Below are 21,672 nucleotides of genomic sequence, written 5' to 3'. Positions count from 1 at the left end.
GTGCTTCAAGCACCGCGGACTCACAGCTTGCCATCCACCCCTCTCACCCCAAAGTTTATCCCCTGCCCAAGACACAAGCGGGCTTGCTCGCGAAGAGGCCAGCCGCCGCGCCGAAGCCTAGGCCTTGCGAACCCGCAAACTGCGCCACAACGCTGCAACCATCAACACACTCACCAGCGCCCAGCCCCAGGCCTGCTGGTTCTGCAAACCTTCACGGAATAGTTGCGGCGCGATGCCGGCGCCGATGATGAAGGTCAGCAGCGCGATCTCGCGACGCGGCACACTCACCGGCCGGCACAGGTACACCAGCGCCGGCAGCAGGAACGCGACGCTCGGGAAGCTGCGATAACGCGGGTCAAACACCAGCTCCAGCATCATTACCGCCGCCGCGAACCCCGTCGTCGCGACCAGCCAGCCCGCCCGCCGCTCCAGCGCATTGAACGCCCGCTCACGCCATCCCGTGCGAGCGCTCAACGTCAACGCGGCATGCGCCAGCACCAGCAGATTCAACACGGTCAGCAAACCGACCCACAGCCATTCACTGGCAAAACGCGTGGTGACGCGCGCCAGATCACCCCAGGCGCCAATCGAGCAAGCGGCCAGCGCCCCCAGCAGCGGCAGAATCAACGCCGCCCGCGTCGTGCGCACTCGCCCGCCAAGCAGCAGCGTGCCGACAAAGATCAAGCCGCCCACCGCCAGCCATTGCGACCAATACGGCACGTTCGATACCGGACCGGCCAATACGCCCTTGTCCTGACGATCGGCATCGAACAACCCCCAGTAACCACCCACTGCACCTTCGCTCGCGCGTTTCCATGGCTGGTCGAACGCTTCGATCAGGTTGTAATGCCAACCCTGCTGTTCGGCCATGAGGACAAAGCCGCGAATGAACTTGGCCTCATTGACCCGACTCGGCAGGGCGGTTTCGCGCTGACGGCCTTCGCTCGGCCAGCCGGTTTCGCCGATCATCACGTCCTTGGGCGCGAATTTGTTGCCGAACACCTGGCGCACCTCGGCGACGTGTTGCAGTGCGGCGTCGATGTTCGACGGATCGTCTTCCCAGTACGGCAGCAAATGGATAGTCAGGAAATCCACGGCCGGGGCGACTTCCGGGTGCTTGAGCCAGAACTCCCAGACGTCGGCGTAGGTGACCGGCTGTTTGACCTGGCTTTTAACCTTGTTAATAAGCTTCGCCAGTTGCGCGCCGGTGATTTCCTTGCGCAGCAGGGCTTCGTTGCCGACGATCACCGAGGTGACCACGTCCGGGTTGGCGTTGGCCGACGCGATCAGCAGGTCGACTTCTTTATCGGTGTCGACCGGATTGCTGTTGACCCAGGCGCCGATCATCAGCTTAAGACCATGCTTGCGCGCCAGATCGGGCAGGGCTTCGAGGCCGGTCATCGAGTACGTGCGGATGCATTCGAAGTTTTTCGCCAGCAGCGCGAGGTCGGCGTCCATGCGCTCGGGGCGCAACTTGAACGGGACGTCGAACGGCGACTGGTCTTTATCGAACGGGGTATAGGAAGCGCATTGCAGCTTGTGCGTCGCGCTGGCGACGTCCGGCAGGATCACCGGTTTGCCCAATCCGTACCAGAAGCCGCCGAGGGCAAACAGACCCAGCAGGCAAGCAAAGAAATAAGGCAAAAAAGGAAAGCGAGAGGTCGCGGGCATGGTCAGGCCGTCTGGGAGCAAAGCCGCGCATGTTACCTGCATTTATCCCGCGCTTGGTGGCTTGCGGTGTTTTGACATGCAATGTTCGGGCGGATTGGCCGGCGGGTTTGAGGTATGCGTGGTTAATGGCGATCTGATGTCGTTTCTCGATGCTTTGAGGTCGCTGACAGCACAGGTCGTTGAGGGCGCGAGGTTGATTATCGAGGCGTCAGTGTTCTCATTAGTAAACCGCGCTGATGATTGAGCGAGCTTGCGGTGGGCGTGATGGGGCGCTGTGCACCATAACAAAACGTTGAAGCGACTCGACACCCGTCGAGCGCAGCACTTTCGGGGAAGTAACGATGAAGATGCGACGACTTTTAGGCGCAGGTGCCGCTCTGGTGCTTGCGATCGGCTCGACCATGGCCAGCGCCGAGAGCAAAACCCTGAGCATCGGTTACGTTGACGGTTGGTCCGACAGCGTCGCGACCACGCATGTGGCCGCCGAAGTGATCAAGCAGAAACTGGGTTATGACGTAAAACTGCAAGCCGTCGCGACCGGGATCATGTGGCAGGGTGTGGCCACCGGCAAACTCGACGCCATGCTCTCCGCCTGGCTGCCAGTGACTCACGGTGAATATTGGGCGAAGAACAAGGATCAGGTCGTCGATTACGGCCCGAACTTCAAGGATGCGAAAATCGGCCTGATCGTGCCGGAGTACGTCAAAGCCAAGTCCATCGAAGACCTGAAAACCGACGACAGCTTCAAAGGTCGTATCGTCGGCATCGACGCCGGTTCAGGCGTGATGCTCAAAACCGATCAGGCAATCAAGGATTACGGCCTGACCAACTACACCCTCAAAGCCAGTTCCGGCGCCGGCATGATTGCCGAGCTGACCCGTGCCGAGAAGAAAAACGAATCCATCGCGGTCACCGGTTGGGTGCCGCACTGGATGTTCGCCAAGTGGAAACTGCGTTTCCTGGACGACCCGAAAGGCGTTTATGGCGCGGCTGAAACCGTGAACAACATCGGCAGCAAAGAACTGGCAACCAAAGCACCGGAAGTGGCCAAGTTCCTGAAGAACTTCCAGTGGGCGTCGAAAGACGAAATCGGCGAAGTCATGCTGGCCATCCAGGACGGTGCCAAGCCTGACGCCGCGGCGAAGGATTGGGTTGCCAAGCACCCTGAGCGCGTTGCCGAATGGATCAAGTGATCTGACTGCAAGCGTCTAGTCCGCAACTTTGAAGGCCCCTTGGCATTTATGCCAAGGGGCTTTTTCATTTCCGTGCGGGAGCGGGCTTGCTCGCGAAGGCGGTGTATCAACCACTATCAACGCTGGATGACACGCAGCCTTCGCGAGCAACCCCGCTGCCACATTTATTTATTACGTGCTTGAAACTGGCAAAACTGTCATGTCGTTCTAATACTAAGGTCGTCTGGAACCAGTTCCGCAGCCGCATAAAGTGGATACGTTCTAACAATAATCTGTGCTGCGAGGATAAAAACAATGAACGACAGCATTTACCTCTCGATTCAAAACAGCCCGCGCTTCAAGGAGCTGGTTAGTAAGCGAGAAAAGTTCGCCTGGATTCTTTCGGCGATCATGCTTGGGCTTTACTCCGGATTCATCCTTTTGATTGCTTACGGGCCGCATATTCTGGGGGCAAAAATCAGCCCGGAATCTTCGATTACCTGGGGGATACCGATTGGTGTCGGGCTGATTCTGTCGGCCTTTGTCCTGACTGCAATCTACGTACGACGCGCCAATGGCGAATTCGACGACCTGAACAATCTGATTCTCAAGGAGGCTCAGCAATGATCCGGCGTCTAATGGCTCTATTGAGCATCGCAGCGTTCGCGCCGGGTGCCTGGGCGGCTGAAGCCCTGACCGGCGAAGTGCACAAACAACCGCTTAACGTTGCCGCGATCCTGATGTTCATCGCATTCGTCGGCGCAACGCTGTGCATTACGTACTGGGCTTCCAAGCGTAATAACTCGGCGGCCGATTACTATGCGGCAGGCGGCAAGATCACCGGCTTCCAGAACGGTCTGGCGATTGCCGGTGACTACATGTCTGCGGCGTCCTTCCTGGGTATTTCCGCGCTGGTGTTCACCTCCGGCTACGACGGCCTGATCTACTCGATCGGCTTCCTGGTGGGCTGGCCGATCATTCTGTTCCTGATCGCCGAGCGCCTGCGCAACCTGGGTAAATACACATTTGCCGACGTGGCGTCCTATCGCCTCGGGCAAACCCAGATCCGCACGCTCTCCGCTTGCGGTTCGCTGGTGGTGGTGGCGTTCTACCTGATCGCGCAAATGGTCGGTGCCGGCAAGCTGATTCAGTTGCTGTTCGGCCTCGATTACTACGTCGCGGTCATTCTGGTCGGCATCCTGATGTGCATGTACGTGCTGTTCGGCGGCATGCTGGCGACCACATGGGTGCAGATCATCAAGGCAGTGCTGTTGCTGTCCGGTGCCTCGTTCATGGCGCTGATGGTCATGAAGCACGTCAACTTCGACTTCAACATGCTGTTTTCCGAGGCGATCAAGGTTCACCCTAAAGGTGAGGCGATCATGAGCCCGGGCGGTCTGGTGAAAGACCCGATTTCGGCATTCTCCCTTGGCCTGGCACTGATGTTCGGTACCGCTGGTCTGCCGCACATCCTGATGCGCTTCTTCACCGTGAGTGACGCGAAGGAAGCTCGCAAGAGCGTGCTGTACGCAACCGGCTTCATTGGCTACTTCTACATCCTGACCTTCATCATCGGCTTCGGCGCGATTCTGCTGGTCAGCACCAATCCGGCCTTCAAAGACGCGGCTGGCGCGCTGTTGGGCGGTAACAACATGGCGGCGGTGCATCTGGCTGACGCAGTGGGCGGCAGTATTTTCCTGGGCTTCATCTCGGCGGTAGCGTTCGCGACCATCCTCGCGGTTGTGGCGGGCCTGACGCTGGCCGGTGCTTCGGCGGTGTCTCACGACTTGTATGCCAGCGTGATCAAGAAGGGCAAGGCCAACGACAAGGATGAGATCCGCGTGTCGAAAATCACCACGATCGCTCTGGCGGTATTGGCGATTGGCCTGGGCATCCTGTTCGAAAGCCAGAACATCGCGTTCATGGTGGGCCTGGCGTTCTCCATCGCGGCGAGCTGTAACTTCCCGGTGCTGCTGCTTTCCATGTACTGGAAGAAGCTGACCACTCGTGGGGCGATGATTGGCGGTTGGTTGGGGTTGGTCAGTGCCGTGGGCCTGATGATCCTTGGCCCAACCATCTGGGTGCAGATTCTGCATCACGAGAAGGCTATCTTCCCGTATGAGTACCCGGCGCTGTTCTCGATGGTGATTGCGTTTGTCGGGATCTGGTTCTTCTCGATCACTGACAAATCGGCTGCGGCTGATAAAGAGCGGGCGTTGTTCTTCCCTCAGTTTGTGCGTTCGCAAACCGGGTTGGGGGCGAGTGGGGCGGTTTCTCACTAAGGCTTCAGGCTTGCCTATATAAGCTTTGTTAAACAGAAATGCCCCGGTTGAGAGATCGGGGCATTTTTTTGCTTTGACTTTGGATGTTGCTTTCGTAGGAGCGAGGCTTGCTCGCGAAGACGGCTGATAGCCGACTTATTCTCTTGCAGGTGGACACGATCAAATTGTGGGAGCGGGCTTGCTCGCGAAGACGGCCTGATAGCCGACCAGTCTCTTGCTGTTGTACACCGATCGAATTGTGGGAGCGAGCTTGCTCGCGATGGGTGTTTCGCGGCTGGCCTGTTTTTTTGATGGTGTGCATATCCGTTGCTGGGGTAATGGCCACTTGGGGTTTCGCCCTTACGGCGACTCACTTTTTTTCAAACGCCAAAAAAAGTAAGCAAAAAAGGCTCGCCCCTGGCGTTCGGCCCCTCGCTGGGGCTTGGGGTTCCTTCGTTCCGGTATTCATCTGGGGACATCGCCTACGGTTTGCTTCGCTGCACCTCCTCTCGATGTGTGCGGCTCCGCCGCACGGCGCTACGCGCCTGATCCCCAGATGAACACCTCCACTCAGCCTCCCGAAGGGGCGGGCAGATCAAAAGCTGAAGGCGAGCTAACGCTCGGCCTGATGAGTGGTGAAGGTCAACAGCGGGTGTGCGGCGTTTGATTTTTGTGGGAGCGGGCTTGTTCGTGAAGGCGGCCTGGCAGCCGACCAATCACTCCCAGCCGCACCCCATCCCACTGTGGGAGCTGGCTTGCCTGCGAAGACGGCCTGCCAGCCGACCAATCACTCCTAGCCGCACCCCATTCCCACTGTGGGAGCTGGCTTGCCAGCGAAGACGGCCTGCCAACCGACCAATCACTCCCAGATACACCCCATTCCCACTGTGGGAGCGAGCTTGCTCGCGAAAGCGGCCTACCCGCCAACCAGCCTTCCGCGCCCGCGCGCGATCCTCAATCCCCCCACTCCAGATTTGCTGTTGCTGTGGCTCTGGCTTCTGATCTTGATCCTGCTTTTGATCTCTCGCCCCTTCGGCAGGCCGAGCGGAGGTGTTCATCAGGGGGTTAGGCGCGCAGCGCCGTGCGGCGAAGCCGCACACATCGAGAGGAGGTGCAGCGAAGCAAACCGTAGGCGATGCCCCCTGATGGACACCGTAGCGAGGGAACATCGAGCGAAGCGAGATGCCGTACGCCGGGGCGAAGCCTTTTGGTTCCTTTTTGGCGTTTGAAAAAGGGACTCGCTGTAAGAGCGAAACCGCCAGCCGCCATCACCAAAAAAACGGATATGCCCCCAATCCCAATCCCAATCCCAAAACCATCTCCCACCGCTAACCCCCACCAGTCGCCAACCCAAAAAACTGGCTCACTTCCTGCAAGTCCCCCATATATCGCCATAAATCCTTCACCTCAAACAGCGTGAAGGCCCCAGTGGCTGCGGGTAAATGATGTGCATCTGACGGTTCGCCAACCCTCGCGGGGGGTGGCCAAGCCGCGCGAAGAGCAAGAGGACAGCGATGAAGGCAGTAATTCTGGCGGGTGGTCTCGGTACGCGGATCAGCGAAGAGTCGCACCTCAAGCCAAAGCCAATGATCGAAATCGGCGGCAAGCCAATTCTTTGGCACATCATGAAACAGTACTCGGCCCACGGAATTCATGACTTCGTGATCTGCCTTGGCTACAAGGGCTACGCGATCAAGGACTTCTTCGCCAACTACTTCCTGCACACCTCCGACGTCACGTTCGACATGTCCAACAACCGCATGGACGTTCACCAGAACTACAGCGAACCATGGCGCGTGACCCTGATCGACACCGGCGAAGACACCATGACCGGTGGCCGACTGCGCCGTGCCGCACGCTATGTGGAAGGCGAGCAAGCGTTCTGCTTCACCTACGGCGACGGCGTCTCGGACCTGAACATCGGTGCCCTGGTGGACTTCCACCTGGCCCACGGCAAACTCGCCACCGTCACCGCCGTGCAGCCACCGGGCCGCTACGGCGCGCTGGAACGCGACGGTGACAGCGTCAAAGGCTTCATTGAAAAACCGCGCGGTGACGGCGGCTGGATCAATGGCGGTTTCTTTGTGCTGTCGCCCAAAGTGCTGCCGTACATCGAAGACGATCAGATGTCCTGGGAGGCCGAGCCGCTTGCCGCACTGGCCAGCGAACAGCAACTGCAAGCCTTCCAGCACGATGGCTTCTGGCATCCGATGGACACCCTGCGCGACAAAAACCACCTGGAGCAGTTGTGGCTGAGCGGGGAGGCCCCATGGAAACAATGGGACTGAGCCCGGAGTTCTGGCGCGGCAAGCGCGTATTGCTCACCGGCCACACCGGTTTCAAAGGCAGTTGGCTGACGTTGTGGCTGCAAAGCCTTGGCGCCGAGGTCAGCGGTTTTTCGCTGGACCCGTCGACCGAGCCGAACCTGTTCGACCTGGCGCGGGTGCACGAAGGCATCAACGATCAGCGCGGCGACTTGCGTGACCTGGGCGCGTTGCTCGAGCTGATCGCCGAGACCCAGCCGGAAATCGTCCTGCACCTGGCGGCCCAGCCGCTGGTGCGCGAAGGGTATCGCGACCCGTTGGGGACTTACTCCAGCAACGTCATGGGCACGCTCAATCTGCTGGAAGCGATCCGTCAGGTCGGCGGCGTGCGCGCCTGCGTCCTGGTGACCACCGACAAGGTCTACGCCAATCAGGAATGGCTGTGGCCGTACCGCGAAAACGAAGCCCTCGGCGGCCACGACCCTTACAGCAGCAGCAAAGCCTGTTGCGAGTTGCTCGCGCAGTCTTACGCGGCGTCGTTCTTTGCGGCCGATAAATATGCCGAACACGGCTTGGCCCTGGCCACGGCCCGCGCCGGCAACGTCTTGGGCGGCGGCGATTTTGCCCCCGAACGGTTGATCCCCGATGTATTGAAAGCCTGGTCCGCCGACGAGCCGGTGACCCTGCGCTATCCACACGCCGTGCGTCCCTGGCAGCACGCGCTGGAGCCGCTGGCCGGTTACCTGCAACTGGCCGCCGGCCTGTATGAACAAGGTCCGGAGTTTGCCGGCGCGTGGAACTTCGGCCCGAGTGAAGCGGACATGTGCAGCGTCGGCGAAGTCGTCGAATTGCTGGCCAGCCGCTGGCCGCAAGCGCGTGGCTTGCGCATCGAACCGAGTGATTTGCATGAAGCGGGGCTGTTGCGCCTGGACAGCAGCCGCGCCCGTCAACTGTTGGCCTGGCAACCGCGCTGGTCGTTGCAGCAGTGCCTGACCCAGACCCTCGACTGGCACCTGGCGTGGCAAAACGGTGACGACATGCGCGCCATCACCCTGGGCCAGTTGAACCTGTACCGAGGCGCGTTGTGAGCGAGTTCCAATTGCTGGCGCTGCCGTTCGCCGGTTTGTTCAGCGTGCAACACAAACGCTTCGAAGATGAGCGCGGCCACTTCGCGCGGCTGTTTTGCGAAGGCAGCCTGAGCGCCTTCGGCGAGCCGTTTCATATCCGCCAGATCAACCATTCCTGCACCCGCGAGCGCGGCAGTGTGCGTGGCCTGCATTACCAGAACGCCAGCGCGCCGGAGGCCAAACTGATCACCTGCCTGCGCGGTGAAGTCTGGGACGTGGCGGTGGACTTGCGCCCCGACTCCGAGACCTTCCTGCACTGGCACGCCGAGCACCTGCGTGCCGGCGACGGTCGCAGCCTGCTGATCCCGGCCGGGTTCGCCCACGGGTTCCAGACCCTGAGCGATGACGCCGAATTGCTCTACCTGCACAGCGCGGATTACACGCCGGTGCACGAAGGCGGTTTGAGTGTGAATGATCCACGGCTGGCGATTGCCTGGCCGTTGCCTGTCAATAATCTGTCGGTACGGGATTCCAGCCATCCCTTGCTCGATGAACACTTCGCTGGAGTGCGTGTATGAACTGCCGTGGTTGCGGGACTTCCCTGGCCTTGCCGCTGATCGATCTCGGCACTTCGCCGCCGTCCAATGCCTATGTGCGCGCCGATCAACTGGAACAGGCCGAGCAATGGGTGCCACTCAAGGTCGCGGTGTGTCAGCACTGCTGGCTGGTGCAGACCGAGGATTACACCAGCGCCGATAGCCTGTTCGACGCCGAATATGCGTATTTCAGTTCGTTCTCCAGCACCTGGCTGGCCCATGCCGAACAGTATGTGGCCGAGATGGCCGAGCGCTTCGGCCTGAGCGCCGACAGCCGGGTAGTGGAAATTGCCGCCAACGACGGTTACCTGTTGCAGTACGTGGCCAAGCGCGGCATTCCGTGCCTGGGCGTCGAGCCGACCCGCAGCACCGCGCAAGCGGCACGGGATAAAGGCCTGGAGATTCGTGAACTGTTCTTCGGTCGCAACACCGCGGCGCAACTGGTCAGCGAAGGCTGGGCGGCGGACTTGATGGCCGCCAACAACGTGCTGGCTCACGTGCCGGACATCAACGATTTCCTCGGTGGTTTCGCGACCTTGCTCAAGCCGACTGGCGTGGCGACGTTCGAATTTCCGCAACTGCTGACACTGATGGCCGGCCAGCAATTCGACACGCTGTATCACGAGCATTATTCCTACCTGTCGCTGACGGCCGTGCAGACCTTGTGCGAGCGCAATGGTCTTGAAGTATTCGACGTCAGTCAGCTGACGACGCACGGCGGCTCGCTGCGGGTGTTCGTGCAGCGCGCCGACGGTGAGCGTCGCGAGGTGCAGCCTGCGGTTGCCGAGCAACTGCACGCCGAACTCGCCGCCGGGGTGAAAACCCCCGAGTACTACGCGACCCTCGCGCCCGCCGCCGAGCGCATCAAGTACGCACTGCTGCGCTTTCTGTTGCAGGCCAAGGCCGACGGCAAACGGGTGGTCGGCTACGGCGCCGCCGCCAAGGGCAACACCTTGCTCAACTACGCCGGGGTTAAACCGGACTTGCTGGCCTGGGTCGCCGACGCCAACCCGCACAAGCAGGGCAAGTACCTGCCGGGCAGTCGCATCCCGATTGTGTCGCCGGCACAGATCGACATTGAACAACCGGATTACGTGCTGGTCCTGCCATGGAACCTGTTGCACGAAGTCAGTCAGCAACTGGCGCAGGTGCGTCAGTGGGATGGCCGTTTCGTGATCGCCGTGCCTGAGTTGACCGTCCTGTGAAAGTGCTCGTGACCGGCGCCACCGGGTTCGTCGGCCGTCATCTGGTCGATGCGTTGCTGGCCCGTGGCTGTGAGGTTCGCGCGGTGGCGCGCAACGCCGAAACCGCCGCGAGCCTGCCGTGGATCAATGCGGTGGAATTCGTCGCGGCGGATATTCACGCCGACGAGTTGAACAGCGCCGCGCTGACCGATGGCATCGACGCGCTGGTGCACCTGGCCTGGCCCGGTTTGCCGAACTATCAGGCGCTGTTTCACATCGAGCGCAACTTGATGGCCGATTACCGGTTCATCAAAAGCGCGGTCGAGGCGGGCGTGTCGCAAGTGCTGGTCACCGGCACCTGTTTCGAATACGGCCAGCAGAGTGGGCCGCTCAGTGAGCAGACCGCGCCGCAGCCGAGCAATCCGTATGGCTTGGCGAAGAACACCCTGCGGCTGTTTCTGGAAAATCTGCAGCAGGTGCAACCGTTCACCTTGCAATGGGCACGGCTGTTTTACCTGCACGGCGAGGGGCAAAACCCCAACAGTTTGCTGGCCGCGCTGGACCGGGCCATCGATGCCGGCGACGACAGTTTCAACATGTCCGGCGGCGAGCAGTTGCGCGATTACCTGGCGATTGAAACAGCCGCCGGTTACCTCGCGGCGATCCTGCATCAGCGCGACTTCGACGGCGTGGTCAATTGCGCCAGCGGCCAGCCGATTTCGGTGCGGGCGCTGGTCGAACGGCGCGTGCGTGAACGCGGCGCGTCGATCAAGTTGAACCTGGGTCATTACCCTTACGCGACCCACGAACCGATGGCGTTCTGGGCCGTGGCGGACCGCTTGCAACAGCTACTGGGAGCAGAGCATGAAGCATGAGTTGTATCGGGTCGCCGACCTGCCGGTGTTGCAGAACCGCACCTTTGCCGACCCCGCGTCGGCCAAGGCTTCGGCGAGCGCCGACATGCTGTTGGTGCAGGACGAAAAGAGCGGGTTGATCTTCAACCAGGCCTTTGATGCCAACAAGCTCAGCTACGACGCCGACTACCAGAACGAGCAGGCGCATTCCGGCCAGTTCCAGAAGCACTTGAGCGATGTCGAAGGCATCATTGCCCGCCACTTCAAGGGCCGGGAACTGATCGAAGTCGGCTGCGGCAAAGGCTATTTCCTTGAACTGCTCAAAGGCCTGGGCTACGCCATCACCGGCATCGACCCGGCCTACGAAGGCAGCAACGCCGACGTGATCAAGGCGCCGTTCACGCGCGGCCTCGGGCTGGCGGCAGACGCCATCGTGCTGCGCCATGTGCTGGAACATATCCAGGCCCCGGTGAGTTTCCTCGCCGAGATGGCCGACGCCAATCAGGGCGGGCAGATCTACATCGAAGTGCCGTGCTTCGACTGGATTCTTGAACACCGCGCCTGGTTCGACCTGTTCTACGAGCATGTCAATTATTTCCGCCTCGATGACCTGCGCCGGATGTTCGGCACCGTGCACGAGGCCGGTCACCTGTTCGGTGGCCAATACCTGTACATCGTCGCCGACCTTGCGACCTTGCGCCTGACCCCGGAACAACCGGTGCCACGCCTCGAACTGCCGCCAGGTTTCACCAGCAGCCTCGAACGCGCGGTGCAGATTATCCAGGCGGCGCCCGAGCAAGGTTCGGCGATCTGGGGCGCGTCGTCCAAAGGCGTGATCTATTCGCTGTTCCTGCAACGGGCCGGCGTGGCGGTGGATCGCGTGGTGGATATCAACCCGGCCAAACAGGGCCGGTATCTGCCGCTCAGTGGCGTGCGTGTGTCCTCGCCGCAAGAGGCCATGGATGCGCTGCCCGAAGGCGCCAACCTGTTTGTGATGAACTCCAACTACCTCGAAGAAATCAAGCGGATGACCGGTGGACGCTACGTCTACCACGCCGTCGACAGCGCTTCGTTCCAGTGACTATTGAGACTGCAAAAATGACCGACAACACCATCAATAAAGCCTTCGAAGCCGAATGTGCGGCAGAAATCGCAGCTCAGGGCGACGACCAGAAACTCACCGGCCTGGCCCAGGATTTCTTTAATCAATCGGCGCGTCACAAGTACAGCTACCACTTCTCGTGGATGGGCCGTCCGATCATCCAGTTGCCACAAGACATGATGGCGATGCAGGAAATCATCTGGAACGTCAAACCGGACCTGGTGATTGAATGCGGCATCGCCCACGGCGGTTCGATCATCTACTACGCTTCGTTGCTGGAGCTGCAAGGCCACGGTGAAGTGCTGGGCATCGACCTCGATATTCGCCCGCACAACCGCGAAGCCATCGAAAGCCACCCGATGAGCAAGCGCATCAAAATGATCGAAGGTTCGAGCATCGACGCCGGCATCGCCGCGCAAGTGCGCGCAGCGGCCGAAGGCAAAAAAGTGATTCTGGTGCTCGATTCCAACCACACCCACGACCACGTACTCGAAGAGCTGCGCCTCTACGCACCACTGGTGTCGGTGGACAGCTACTGCGTGGTGATGGACACCGTGGTCGAAGACATGCCGGCCGATTTCTTCCCGGACCGTCCATGGGGCCCGGGCGACAACCCGAAGACCGCCGTGTGGAAATACCTGGAAGAAAACGCCGACTTCGAAATCGACCGTCAGTTGCAGAACAAGCTGCTGATCACCGTGGCGCCGGACGGCTATCTGCGTCGCGTTCGTTAATCACTTTTGACTGTAGGTTTTCGGCGTCTGGCCGGTTGTGGGGATAGAAATATGCACGTTCAAAACACGGCTCGAAACAATGTGGCACCGCTGGCCGAACGGTTGACGGTGGTGGTGATTTCCCACAACCGCAACGCCTACCTGCGGCGCACCTTGCAGTACTACAGCAGCTATCCCTGCACGATCCTGGTTCTGGATTCTTCGCTGAAGATCGACGAGCAGATTGCCCGCGATTACCCGATGGTCGATTACCGGCACCTGCCGCAATTCACCTACACCGGGTTGCAGGAAAAACTCGCCTACGGCGTGAATCAGGTGACCACGCCGTACATGGTGCTGGCCGCCGATGACGATTTCCTGATTCACGGTGCGATCACTGAGTCGCTGGAGTTTCTCGAAGACCACGCCGATTACGGCATGTGCCACGGTTACGGGATCATGTACCTGGCCCGCGCCACCGAAGTGAATTACTTCCGCCGCGATCGCAAGGGGCCGGAAGATTACTGCTCGGATCGGGTCGAAGATCGCCTGATGCAATTCATGGGGCACTTCCTGCCGCCGTTCTATGCCGTCAGCCGTACCGAACTGCTGCAGGACTGGCACAACGCGCTGCTGCCGGGCACCAGTTTCGAGTGGCAGGAAATTGGCCACGCCTATTACATGCTGGCGCGGGCCAAGGCGCGGATTTTGCCGATCCCGTTCGCCGTGCGGGAAATCCCTTACGGTGCCTCCGAGCACAACACCAACGTGCTGACGGTGCTGACGCTCCAGGACGCCAAAACCGTGGCCGACCGCGAGCGCTTTGCTGAGTTTCTAGCCTCGCTGCCGACAGGCCTGAGCCACAAGACGCCGGCCGAGGGCAAACAGGTGGCGCTGGACAGTTTCGCCACCATGGCCGACTGCCTGAACAACATGCGTTCGCTCAAAGGCACGCTGATTTTCACGTCGGCCTGGCTTGAAGCCGGCAAAGAGCCGGTGCGCACGTTCAACACCGAGCAGTTTGTCGAGATGCCGTTCTACAACCAGCCGGTGTTCGATCTGCTGACCGAATTCGAATTCCTGCTGCACACCATGCCGGCCGGCAAGTTGCAGTTGCAGGAACTGGAAGGCCTGTTGCTCAAGCAACATGAGCTGATGCGCGTTCACCCCAACGACAACGAGCGCACCCTGCGCAGCCGTTTGTGGGAAGCCCTGAGCCTGTATGCCTTCAACCGCACCGTCGTGACACGCCTGGCCGAGTCGTTGCAGGGCACTGAAGAAGAGGAAGAAGGCGTCAAACTGCAAGCCTGGGTCAAGCGCCTGGGCTCGGTGCCGGCGCAGGACGAGCAGTCGTTGTTCGAGAACATGCCGTCCGGGCGCCTGTTGAACTGGCTGGAGGCGCGCAACCCCGATGCCAAACAGCTCAAGGTCATTGCGGCGCAGCTGCGCAAACACAATGGCGGCCCGCAGTTCGGCATCATGCTGCTCGACCTCGACGCTGACATGGTCAAGTTGCAGCGCACTTTCGACAGCCTGGTCGGTGGTCACTGCAAAACGTTCAAACTGGTGGTGTTCACCACCGGTGATCTGCCGGCGACCACCTCGCCGCAAGACACCGTGCATTTCGTCAAAGTCACGGCGACCAACTACGTCGAACGCCTCAACCAGAGCGTGAACCAGTCCACCGCCGACTGGCTGGTGCTGGCCGAGGCCGGTGATCAGTTCACCGCCAGCGGCCTGCTGCGCGCCAGCCTCGAATTGATCGGTGCCGACGGTGTGCGTGCCGTGGCCATGGACGAAATCCAGCGTCAGGCCAACGGTTCGCTGAGCGACGTGTTCCGTCCGGGCGTCAATCTCGATCTGCTGCAAACCGTGCCGTCGCTGATGGCCCGCCATTGGCTGATTCAGCGCGAGGTGTTGGTCGAGGCCGGTGGTTACTCGAACGAATACGCGTCGGCACTGGAATTCGATTTGCTGCTGCGCCTGATCGAAAACGGTGGCCTCGGCGGCCTGGCGCATCTGGCGGAGCCGTTGCTGATTTGCGAAGCGCCATCTACCGAAGAAAACGCTCACGAACGCCAGACGCTGACCCGTCACCTCAAGGTGCGCGGTTATCGCGGCCAGGTCAGCACCGAGCTGCCGCAAACCTGGCAGATCGACTACCAGCACGCCGAACGGCCGAAGGTCTCGATCATCCTGCACAGCCAGGACAATTTCGAGTCGCTGCAACAAGCCGTGGTCAGCGTGTTGCAACGCACCCGTTATCAGCAGCATGAAATTCTGATCGCCGACAACCACAGCCAGTCCGAAGAACTCGCGGCCTGGCTGGCAAGCCTGGACGGCAAGAGCGATCGCCTGCGCGTGTTGCGCACCGGCCAGCGCCTGAGCGCCTCGGCGCTGCACAACTTTGCGGTGCGCGAAGCCAAGGGCTCCTACGTGGTGCTGATGTCGGCGCAGGCCGTGGTGGTCAACGCCAACTGGCTCGACAGCCTGCTGAACCAGGCCCAGCGTCCGGAAGTCGGGATTGTCGGCGCCAAACTGATGGACTTCCGTGGCGTCACCACCCAGGCCGGCCTGGTGCTGGGCCTGAATGGCGTGCTGGGCTCGGTGTTTGTCGATGAGCGCAAAGACGCCAAAGGCTACATGAACGGGCACCAGGTCGAGCAGAACTACTCGGCGGTGTCCGGCGCTTGCATGATGGTGCGCAAAGAGCTGTACGAAGCGGTTGGCGGTCTCGACGAAGAGCATTTCGACGAAGCCTTTGCCGACATCGACCTGTGCCTGAAAGTCGCCGACGCCGGTTACCTGATCGTCTGGTGCCCTCAGGCGCAGTTGCTGCACCCGGGCCTGCTGCCGGACGCGCCGCAAACCGCTGCCGCCCTGCAAGACAAGTGGCAAGCGCGCTTCGCCCACGATTCGGCGTACAACCAGAACCTGGCCTTGACCGGCAAGGGCTTTACCCTCGGCAATGCGTCCAGTGTGAACTGGGCGCAGTTGCTTGCTTAAGCGGTCTGATCAATAAAAGGACTCGGCACATGTGCAACGGCAAAACGCTTCTCAAGGACGCTCGTTCCCGCCTGCTGGTTGGGCACTGTGTTGAGTCACGGTCATGATGCCGTACCGGATTCCTTATGGCCGGCAAAACATTGATCAGACGGATATCGACGCGGTCATGGAAGTGCTCAATTCGCCTTGGCTGACTCAGGGGCCGACGATTGAGCGCTTTGAAAAAGCCCTCGCCGAACACTGTCAGGCTGAATACGCCGTCGCCGTGTGTAACGCCACGGCGGCGTTGCACATCGCATGTCTGGTTGCGGGGCTTGGGCCGGGCGATACCCTCTGGACTAGTCCGAATACCTTCGTCGCGTCGGCCAACTGTGGGCGCTATTGCGGCGCCAACGTTGACTTCGTCGACATCGACCCGCACACGTTGAACATGGATGCACGGTTGCTGGCAGAGAAACTCGAAATTGCCGAAGCCGCCGGCAAACTGCCCAAAGTGGTCATAGCCGTCGCGTTCGCCGGGCAAAGCTGCGACATGCGTGCGATTTCGCAATTATCCGAGCGCTACGGTTTTACCCTGATCGAAGACGCCTCTCATGCGGTAGGCGCCGAGTACCTCGGGCGACCTGTCGGGTGCGGCCAATACGCTGCCATGACGATTTTCAGCTTTCACCCGGTCAAGATCATCACCAGTGCCGAGGGCGGTATGGTGCTGACTAACCGCCCGGAATTCGCCGACCGCTTGCGACGTCTGCGCAGTCACGGGATTACCGGCGACCCGGCACAGATGAACGTTCCGGATACAGGCTTGTGGTACTACCAGCAGCTTGAGCTGGGGTTCAATTACCGCATGACCGATCTGCACGCCGCATTGGGGTTGTCGCAAATGGCGCGGCTCGATGCGTTTATCGCCAAGCGTCGTGAACTGGCAGCCCGTTATGCAACCCTGCTGGAGGGTATCGCTGTGACGTTGCCCGTGGCTCAGTCGGGTGCCGAATCGGCGTGGCATCTCTACGTGGTCAGGTTGCAACTGCCTTCGATCAAGCTTACCCAGACGCAGGTGTTCGATGCGTTGAGAGCCGCCGGGTTGGGCGTCAATCTGCATTACATTCCAGTGCATTTGCAGCCGTATTACCGTGAGCAAGGTTTCAAGGACGGTGATTTTCCTGAGGCCGAGCGGTATTTTTCCGAAGCCATCAGCTTGCCGTTGTATCCGGACCTGACAGATGCAGAACAAGAAGAAGTGGTGGGGCATTTGAGGCGAATTCTAGGTTGAACAGCATGATCAAGCGTCGGGCATCAGGATATTGGCTGTGAACAACGTTGCGATCATCCCGGCCCGAGGCGGCAGCAAGCGGATACCGCGCAAGAACCTCAAGCCGTTCGACGGCGTGCCGATGATCGTTCGTTCGATCCGCACGGCGCTGGATTCGGCGCTGTTCGATCAAGTAATCGTCAGCACCGACGATGAAGAAATTGCTGACGTGGCACGGGCCCACGGCGCGCAGGTGCCGTTCATGCGTCCGGCGTCGTTGGCCGATGATTTCACCGGCACGGCGGCGGTGATGGTTCACGCCTTGAACCAACTTCCGGCCTTCGAATTCGCGTGCTGCATCTACGCCACCGCGCCGCTGTTGCAGGCACGTTATCTGCGCCAGGGGCTTGAAGTGTTGGCGCAGCATCCGGACAAATCGTTTGCCTTCTCGGTGACCGGTTTCGGCTTCCCGGTGCAGCGCGCCTTGACCCTTGACGAGCAGGGCGCGCTGACGTCGCTCTACCCCGAATTTCGCAACACCCGCTCGCAGGACCTGGCGGTCGCCTTTCAGGACGCCGGCCAGTTCTATTGGGGCCGCCGCGAGGCCTGGCTGCGCGGCGAGGTGTTGTTTTCCCCGGCGAGCCTGCCGGTGATCCTGCCGCGCCATCTGGTGCAGGACATCGACACCCTCGAAGACTGGACGCGGGCCGAATACCTGTACGCCGCGCTCAAGGCCGGCGGTGAGTTGCAATGAGAGTGCTGATCCGCTCCGACGCCTCGCCGACCATCGGCAGCGGGCACATCGCACGCTTGCTGCCGCTGGCCAGAACCTTGCGCCAGCAGGGCTCGCACGTTGCGTTCGCCTGTCGTCTGCTGCCGGGGCATCGGCTGGAGGCGTTGGCGGCCGAAGGTTTCGAAACCTTCGCGCTGCCGGGGCGTTATCCCGCTGAAGATCCGCAGCAAGCCATCGAGTCCCTGCTGCCGTGGCAGGCCGACATCGACGCACTGGCGCAAGCGCTGGCCAACCATCCGGGGTTCGACTGGATCGTCGTCGACCATTACGGCCTCGACCATCACTGGCAGCGCGCAGCCCGACGCTGGGCGCCACGGATTGCCGCGGTGGATGACCTTGCGACGCGCCGTTACGACGTCGACCTGCTGCTCAATCAAAACCTCTCCGGCACGCCAGAGGCCTACGCTGCGCTGCTGCCGGCTGATTGCCAGACGTTGTTCGGCCCGCGTTTCGCGATGCTGCGCGATGAGTTTTGCTGCCCGGCCATCGAGATCAAACCTCAGGCCAAACGGGTGCTGGTGAACTTCGGCGGCTTCGATGCGGCGATGCAGACCCATCACGCGATGCTGGCGCTGGCGGATTTTCCTGAGCTGGACGTCGATTTTGTGGCAGGGGCTGCCAATCCGGCCTGGGCGCAAATGCAGGCCTTGGCCGCGAGTCGCCCGAAGTGGCGCTTGCACAGTTTTGTCAGCGACTTCTACCGCTTGATGACCGAGGCCGACCTGTTTGTCGGTGCCGGTGGCGGCACCAGTTGGGAGCGGGCTGCGCTGGGGCTGCCGACGATTTGCATTGCGGTGTCGAATAATCAGCAGGCCAACGGCGAGGTCATGGCCAACTCGGGTGCTCATGTGTTTCTGGGGCCGCGCGAGCAGGTCAGCGTTGAGCAACTGCGGCTGGCCATCGGTTTTGTGGCGGGCAATCAAGGGCTGCGAAAGAGCATGGCCGAGCGTTCTCGACAATTGGTCGACGGTCGGGGCGCGCAGCGAGTGGCGGCAGCCCTGGCCGGTGCGCTGCTGCAGATTCGCCCGGCAACCGCCGACGATGCGCAGTTGTTGTTCGACGGACGCAATGCCGAGGCGGTACGGCGCTGGTCACTGGAGACCGCCGTGATTGAATGGCCGGCGCACCAGCAGTGGCTGACCGCCAATTTGCGCAATTCGCAGCGCTTGTTGTTGATCGCCGAGGCCGACGACGGCCCGGTGGGCGTGTTGCGTTATGACTTGCGCGGCGTTGAAGCCGAAGTCTCGATTTATCTGTTCGAAGGCCGGCTCGGCCTGGGCTGGGGCAGGGCGTTGCTGGCCCGGGGCGAAGCGTTCGTCACGGCCCGTTGGCCCCAACTGACCGCCATCACCGCCCAGGTATTGCCGGCCAACCAGCCGTCGCTGAAAGTCTTTCGCGAAGCCGGTTTCACTCAGCATGCTTGCGCGTTTACGCGTGTATTAAAGGATCATCGCAATGACTAGCTTCAAGATCGGCAACCGCCTGATCGGTGCCGACGCGCCGCCGTTCATCATTGCCGAGATGAGCGGCAACCATAACCAGTCACTGGACATGGCCCTGCAAATCGTTGAAGCCGCGGCCAAGGCCGGCGCGCATGCCTTGAAGCTGCAAACCTACACCGCGGACACCATGACGCTGGACTTGGCCGAAGGCGAGTTCTTCATCAAAGACCCCAACAGCCTGTGGGCCGGAACCTCGTTGTACGCGTTGTACGAGAAGGCGCATACGCCGTGGGAATGGCATGCGCCGATTTTCGCTCGGGCCAGGGAACTGGGGATGCTCGCGTTCTCGACGCCGTTCGATGACAGTGCGGTCGACTTCCTCGAAAGCCTCGATGTGCCGGCCTACAAGATCGCCAGTTTCGAGAACACCGACCTGCCGTTGATCCGCCGGGTGGCGGCCACCGGCAAGCCGTTGATCATCTCCACCGGGATGGCCAGCATCGCCGAGCTCGACGAAACCGTGCGCGCCGCCCGCGAAGCCGGTTGCAAGGACCTGATCCTGCTCAAGTGCACCAGCACTTATCCGGCGACCCCGGCCAACAGCAACGTGCGCACGATCCCTCATCTGCGTGAATTGTTTGGCTGTGAAGTCGGGCTGTCCGACCACTCCATGGGCGTTGGCGTGTCCGTGGCTGCCGTGGCGCTGGGCGCGACCGTGGTGGAGAAGCATTTCACCCTCGACCGTGCGGCGGGCGGCGTGGACGCCAGTTTCTCCCTGGAGCCGGCCGAACTCGCCAGCCTGGTGGTCGAAACCGAGCGCGCCTGGCAAGCCATGGGCCAGGTGCATTACGGCGTGACGGAGGCCGAGCGCAAGTCGCTGGTGTACCGGCGCTCGCTGTACGTGACGCAGGACATGGCCGCCGGTGAGACGTTCACCGCCGCCAATCTGCGCGCCATTCGGCCTGGTCTGGGCCTGGCGCCCAAACACGCTGAAACCCTCCTGGGCCGCCGCGCCCGCCATGCGATCAAGCGTGGCACCCCGCTGGACTGGTCATTGGTCGAATAACGCCTTATCGGGCTGATTCGGCAAAATAGCGTGACCTGCGAGTCATAACGCGCATCTTCACTGTATTGTATTGATCGGGAAGGTGGCGCCTGGCCTGCTTTTAGCCCAGTGATAGCCCTTTATTCTTCCCGTTGTCGCCTCGTTGAGGCGACGAATTCCTCTGTTTGTCGGCGCCCCTCGAATCATTACGAGCGGTGGTATTGGGCTGTTTATTATTGGGAAGCCGTAATGATTGGCATAAAAAGCATTGCGAGCTACGTGCCTGTAGCCGGCGTGGACAATTACGCACAAGGTGCAAAATTCGAGAAGGATGAAGAATTCATCCTCGGCAAAATCGGTTCGGCCTTCCTGCCACGCAAAGACGCTGAGCAAGAAACCTCCGACCTGTGTGTCGAAGCAGCCAACGCGCTGTTCGCCAATAACCCTGATTTGAAACGCGAAGCCGTCGACGTGTTGATCGTCGTCACCCAGAACGGCGACGAAGAAGGCTTGCCCCACACCGCCGCCATCGTTCAGGACAAACTGGGCCTGCCGACCACCGTGGCCGCGTTCGATATTTCCCTGGGCTGCTCCGGCTACGTCTATGGCATCTACGCGATCAAGGGCTTCATGGAAGCCGCGGGCCTGAAGAATGGCTTGTTGATCACCGCTGACCCGTATTCGAAGATCGTCGACCCGGAAGATCGTAATACCACCATGCTGTTCGGCGACGCCGCCACCGCCACCTGGATGGGCGAAAACGCGCCTTGGCAGTTGGGCAAGGCCAAGTTCGGCACCGACGGTTCCGGTGCACCGCACCTGAAAGTCACTGACGGGGTGTTTTTCATGAACGGTCGTCAGGTGTTCAACTTTGCATTGCTCAAAGTCCCGGCGCATTTGCATGAACTGCTGGTTGACTCGCAACTGACGGCTGACGATGTCGACGCCTTCTGCATTCACCAGGGCAGCGCAGCGATTGTCGATGCCGTGGCGCGCCGCTTCGAAGGCGAACCGGAGAAGTTCATCAAGGACATGGTCGAGACCGGCAACACCGTGTCGTCGAGCATTCCGCTGTTGCTGGAAAAGCACGTGCTGGACTCCAGTTGGAAGCGCGTTGCGTTGAGTGGTTTCGGCGTGGGGCTGTCCTGGGGCTCGGCGATCATCTATCGCCCTTGATTCAGGCGTCGCGGCCAAAGAAAGCCAGACACAAAAATAGCGCTCAAGGTGTAATCTTGAGCGCTATTTTTTTG

17 protein-coding genes are annotated in these 21,672 nt (G+C 60.8%); 16 read left to right on the top strand and 1 reads right to left on the bottom strand.

Translation table 11 applies throughout. From position 1 onward, the window contains the following. Window positions 1-117: 117 nt before the first annotated feature. Entirely contained in the window at window positions 118-1,713 is a 1,596-nt protein-coding gene (locus ACQKP4_RS17430) for a beta (1-6) glucans synthase (RefSeq protein WP_427634898.1), read from the bottom strand. A 299-nt stretch (window positions 1,714-2,012) separates the two neighbouring features. Between ACQKP4_RS17430 and ACQKP4_RS17425 the strand changes: the two genes are divergently transcribed. The 16 genes from ACQKP4_RS17425 (at window position 2,013) to ACQKP4_RS17350 (ending at window position 21,598) form a co-directional block, all read left to right on the top strand. Continuing rightward, window positions 2,013-2,864, top strand: coding sequence for a glycine betaine ABC transporter substrate-binding protein (locus tag ACQKP4_RS17425; RefSeq protein WP_427634897.1), 852 nt, complete (start codon window positions 2,013-2,015; stop codon window positions 2,862-2,864). Window positions 2,865-3,158: 294 nt separating this feature from the next. After that, the gene (locus tag ACQKP4_RS17420) at window positions 3,159-3,470 is read left to right on the top strand and encodes a DUF485 domain-containing protein (RefSeq protein ID WP_131061562.1); all 312 of its coding nucleotides are present in this window, start codon (window positions 3,159-3,161) and stop codon (window positions 3,468-3,470) included. Next, window positions 3,467-5,125 carry a cation acetate symporter gene (locus ACQKP4_RS17415; protein ID WP_427634896.1) on the top strand — a complete coding sequence of 553 codons (1,659 nt, stop codon included), beginning with the start codon at window positions 3,467-3,469 and terminating at the stop codon, window positions 5,123-5,125. The genes ACQKP4_RS17420 and ACQKP4_RS17415 overlap by 4 nt, the downstream gene beginning before the upstream one ends. A gap of 1,493 nt (window positions 5,126-6,618) precedes the next feature. Then, the gene (rfbF, locus tag ACQKP4_RS17410; RefSeq protein ID WP_427634895.1) at window positions 6,619-7,392 is read left to right on the top strand and encodes a glucose-1-phosphate cytidylyltransferase; all 774 of its coding nucleotides are present in this window, start codon (window positions 6,619-6,621) and stop codon (window positions 7,390-7,392) included. Further along, complete coding sequence (gene rfbG / locus ACQKP4_RS17405) at window positions 7,374-8,456, top strand: CDP-glucose 4,6-dehydratase (protein WP_427634894.1); 1,083 nt, start codon at window positions 7,374-7,376, stop codon at window positions 8,454-8,456. Before rfbF ends, rfbG begins: the two co-directional genes overlap by 19 nt. Further along, the gene (locus ACQKP4_RS17400; protein ID WP_427634893.1) at window positions 8,453-9,013 is read left to right on the top strand and encodes a dTDP-4-dehydrorhamnose 3,5-epimerase family protein; all 561 of its coding nucleotides are present in this window, start codon (window positions 8,453-8,455) and stop codon (window positions 9,011-9,013) included. The genes rfbG and ACQKP4_RS17400 overlap by 4 nt, the downstream gene beginning before the upstream one ends. Next, entirely contained in the window at window positions 9,010-10,236 is a 1,227-nt protein-coding gene (locus ACQKP4_RS17395) for a methyltransferase domain-containing protein (protein ID WP_427634892.1), read from the top strand. Before ACQKP4_RS17400 ends, ACQKP4_RS17395 begins: the two co-directional genes overlap by 4 nt. Beyond that, window positions 10,233-11,090, top strand: a complete 858-nt coding sequence (locus ACQKP4_RS17390) for an NAD-dependent epimerase/dehydratase family protein (RefSeq protein ID WP_427634891.1) — start codon at window positions 10,233-10,235, stop codon at window positions 11,088-11,090. Before ACQKP4_RS17395 ends, ACQKP4_RS17390 begins: the two co-directional genes overlap by 4 nt. After that, window positions 11,080-12,150 (top strand): class I SAM-dependent methyltransferase, encoded by a 1,071-nt coding sequence (locus ACQKP4_RS17385; protein ID WP_427634890.1) that lies wholly within the window; start codon window positions 11,080-11,082, stop codon window positions 12,148-12,150. The genes ACQKP4_RS17390 and ACQKP4_RS17385 overlap by 11 nt, the downstream gene beginning before the upstream one ends. Window positions 12,151-12,167: 17 nt before the next feature. Continuing rightward, window positions 12,168-12,905: a cephalosporin hydroxylase family protein gene (locus ACQKP4_RS17380; RefSeq protein WP_427634889.1), complete on the top strand. Its 738-nt coding sequence runs from the start codon at window positions 12,168-12,170 to the stop codon at window positions 12,903-12,905. A gap of 51 nt (window positions 12,906-12,956) precedes the next feature. After that, window positions 12,957-15,890 (top strand): TIGR00180 family glycosyltransferase, encoded by a 2,934-nt coding sequence (locus ACQKP4_RS17375; protein WP_427634888.1) that lies wholly within the window; start codon window positions 12,957-12,959, stop codon window positions 15,888-15,890. Window positions 15,891-15,993: 103 nt separating this feature from the next. Further along, window positions 15,994-17,163 carry a UDP-4-amino-4,6-dideoxy-N-acetyl-beta-L-altrosamine transaminase gene (pseC, locus tag ACQKP4_RS17370; RefSeq protein ID WP_427634887.1) on the top strand — a complete coding sequence of 390 codons (1,170 nt, stop codon included), beginning with the start codon at window positions 15,994-15,996 and terminating at the stop codon, window positions 17,161-17,163. Between the two features lie 37 nt (window positions 17,164-17,200). Then, on the top strand, window positions 17,201-17,896 hold the full coding sequence (pseF, locus tag ACQKP4_RS17365; RefSeq protein ID WP_427634886.1) for a pseudaminic acid cytidylyltransferase: 696 nt from the start codon (window positions 17,201-17,203) through the stop codon (window positions 17,894-17,896). Continuing rightward, window positions 17,893-19,398: a UDP-2,4-diacetamido-2,4,6-trideoxy-beta-L-altropyranose hydrolase gene (gene pseG / locus ACQKP4_RS17360; protein ID WP_427634885.1), complete on the top strand. Its 1,506-nt coding sequence runs from the start codon at window positions 17,893-17,895 to the stop codon at window positions 19,396-19,398. Before pseF ends, pseG begins: the two co-directional genes overlap by 4 nt. Then, window positions 19,391-20,443, top strand: coding sequence for a pseudaminic acid synthase (gene pseI / locus ACQKP4_RS17355; protein ID WP_427634884.1), 1,053 nt, complete (start codon window positions 19,391-19,393; stop codon window positions 20,441-20,443). The genes pseG and pseI overlap by 8 nt, the downstream gene beginning before the upstream one ends. 228 nt (window positions 20,444-20,671) lie before the next feature. Beyond that, window positions 20,672-21,598: a ketoacyl-ACP synthase III gene (locus tag ACQKP4_RS17350; protein ID WP_427634883.1), complete on the top strand. Its 927-nt coding sequence runs from the start codon at window positions 20,672-20,674 to the stop codon at window positions 21,596-21,598. Window positions 21,599-21,672 lie beyond the last annotated feature (74 nt).

This window comes from Pseudomonas sp. NPDC086278, assembly GCF_050280905.1.
GTDB lineage: Bacteria > Pseudomonadota > Gammaproteobacteria > Pseudomonadales > Pseudomonadaceae > Aquipseudomonas.
The sequence above is the reverse complement of the archived record's forward strand: the minus strand, read 5'-3'. Positions and strand labels throughout refer to the sequence as shown.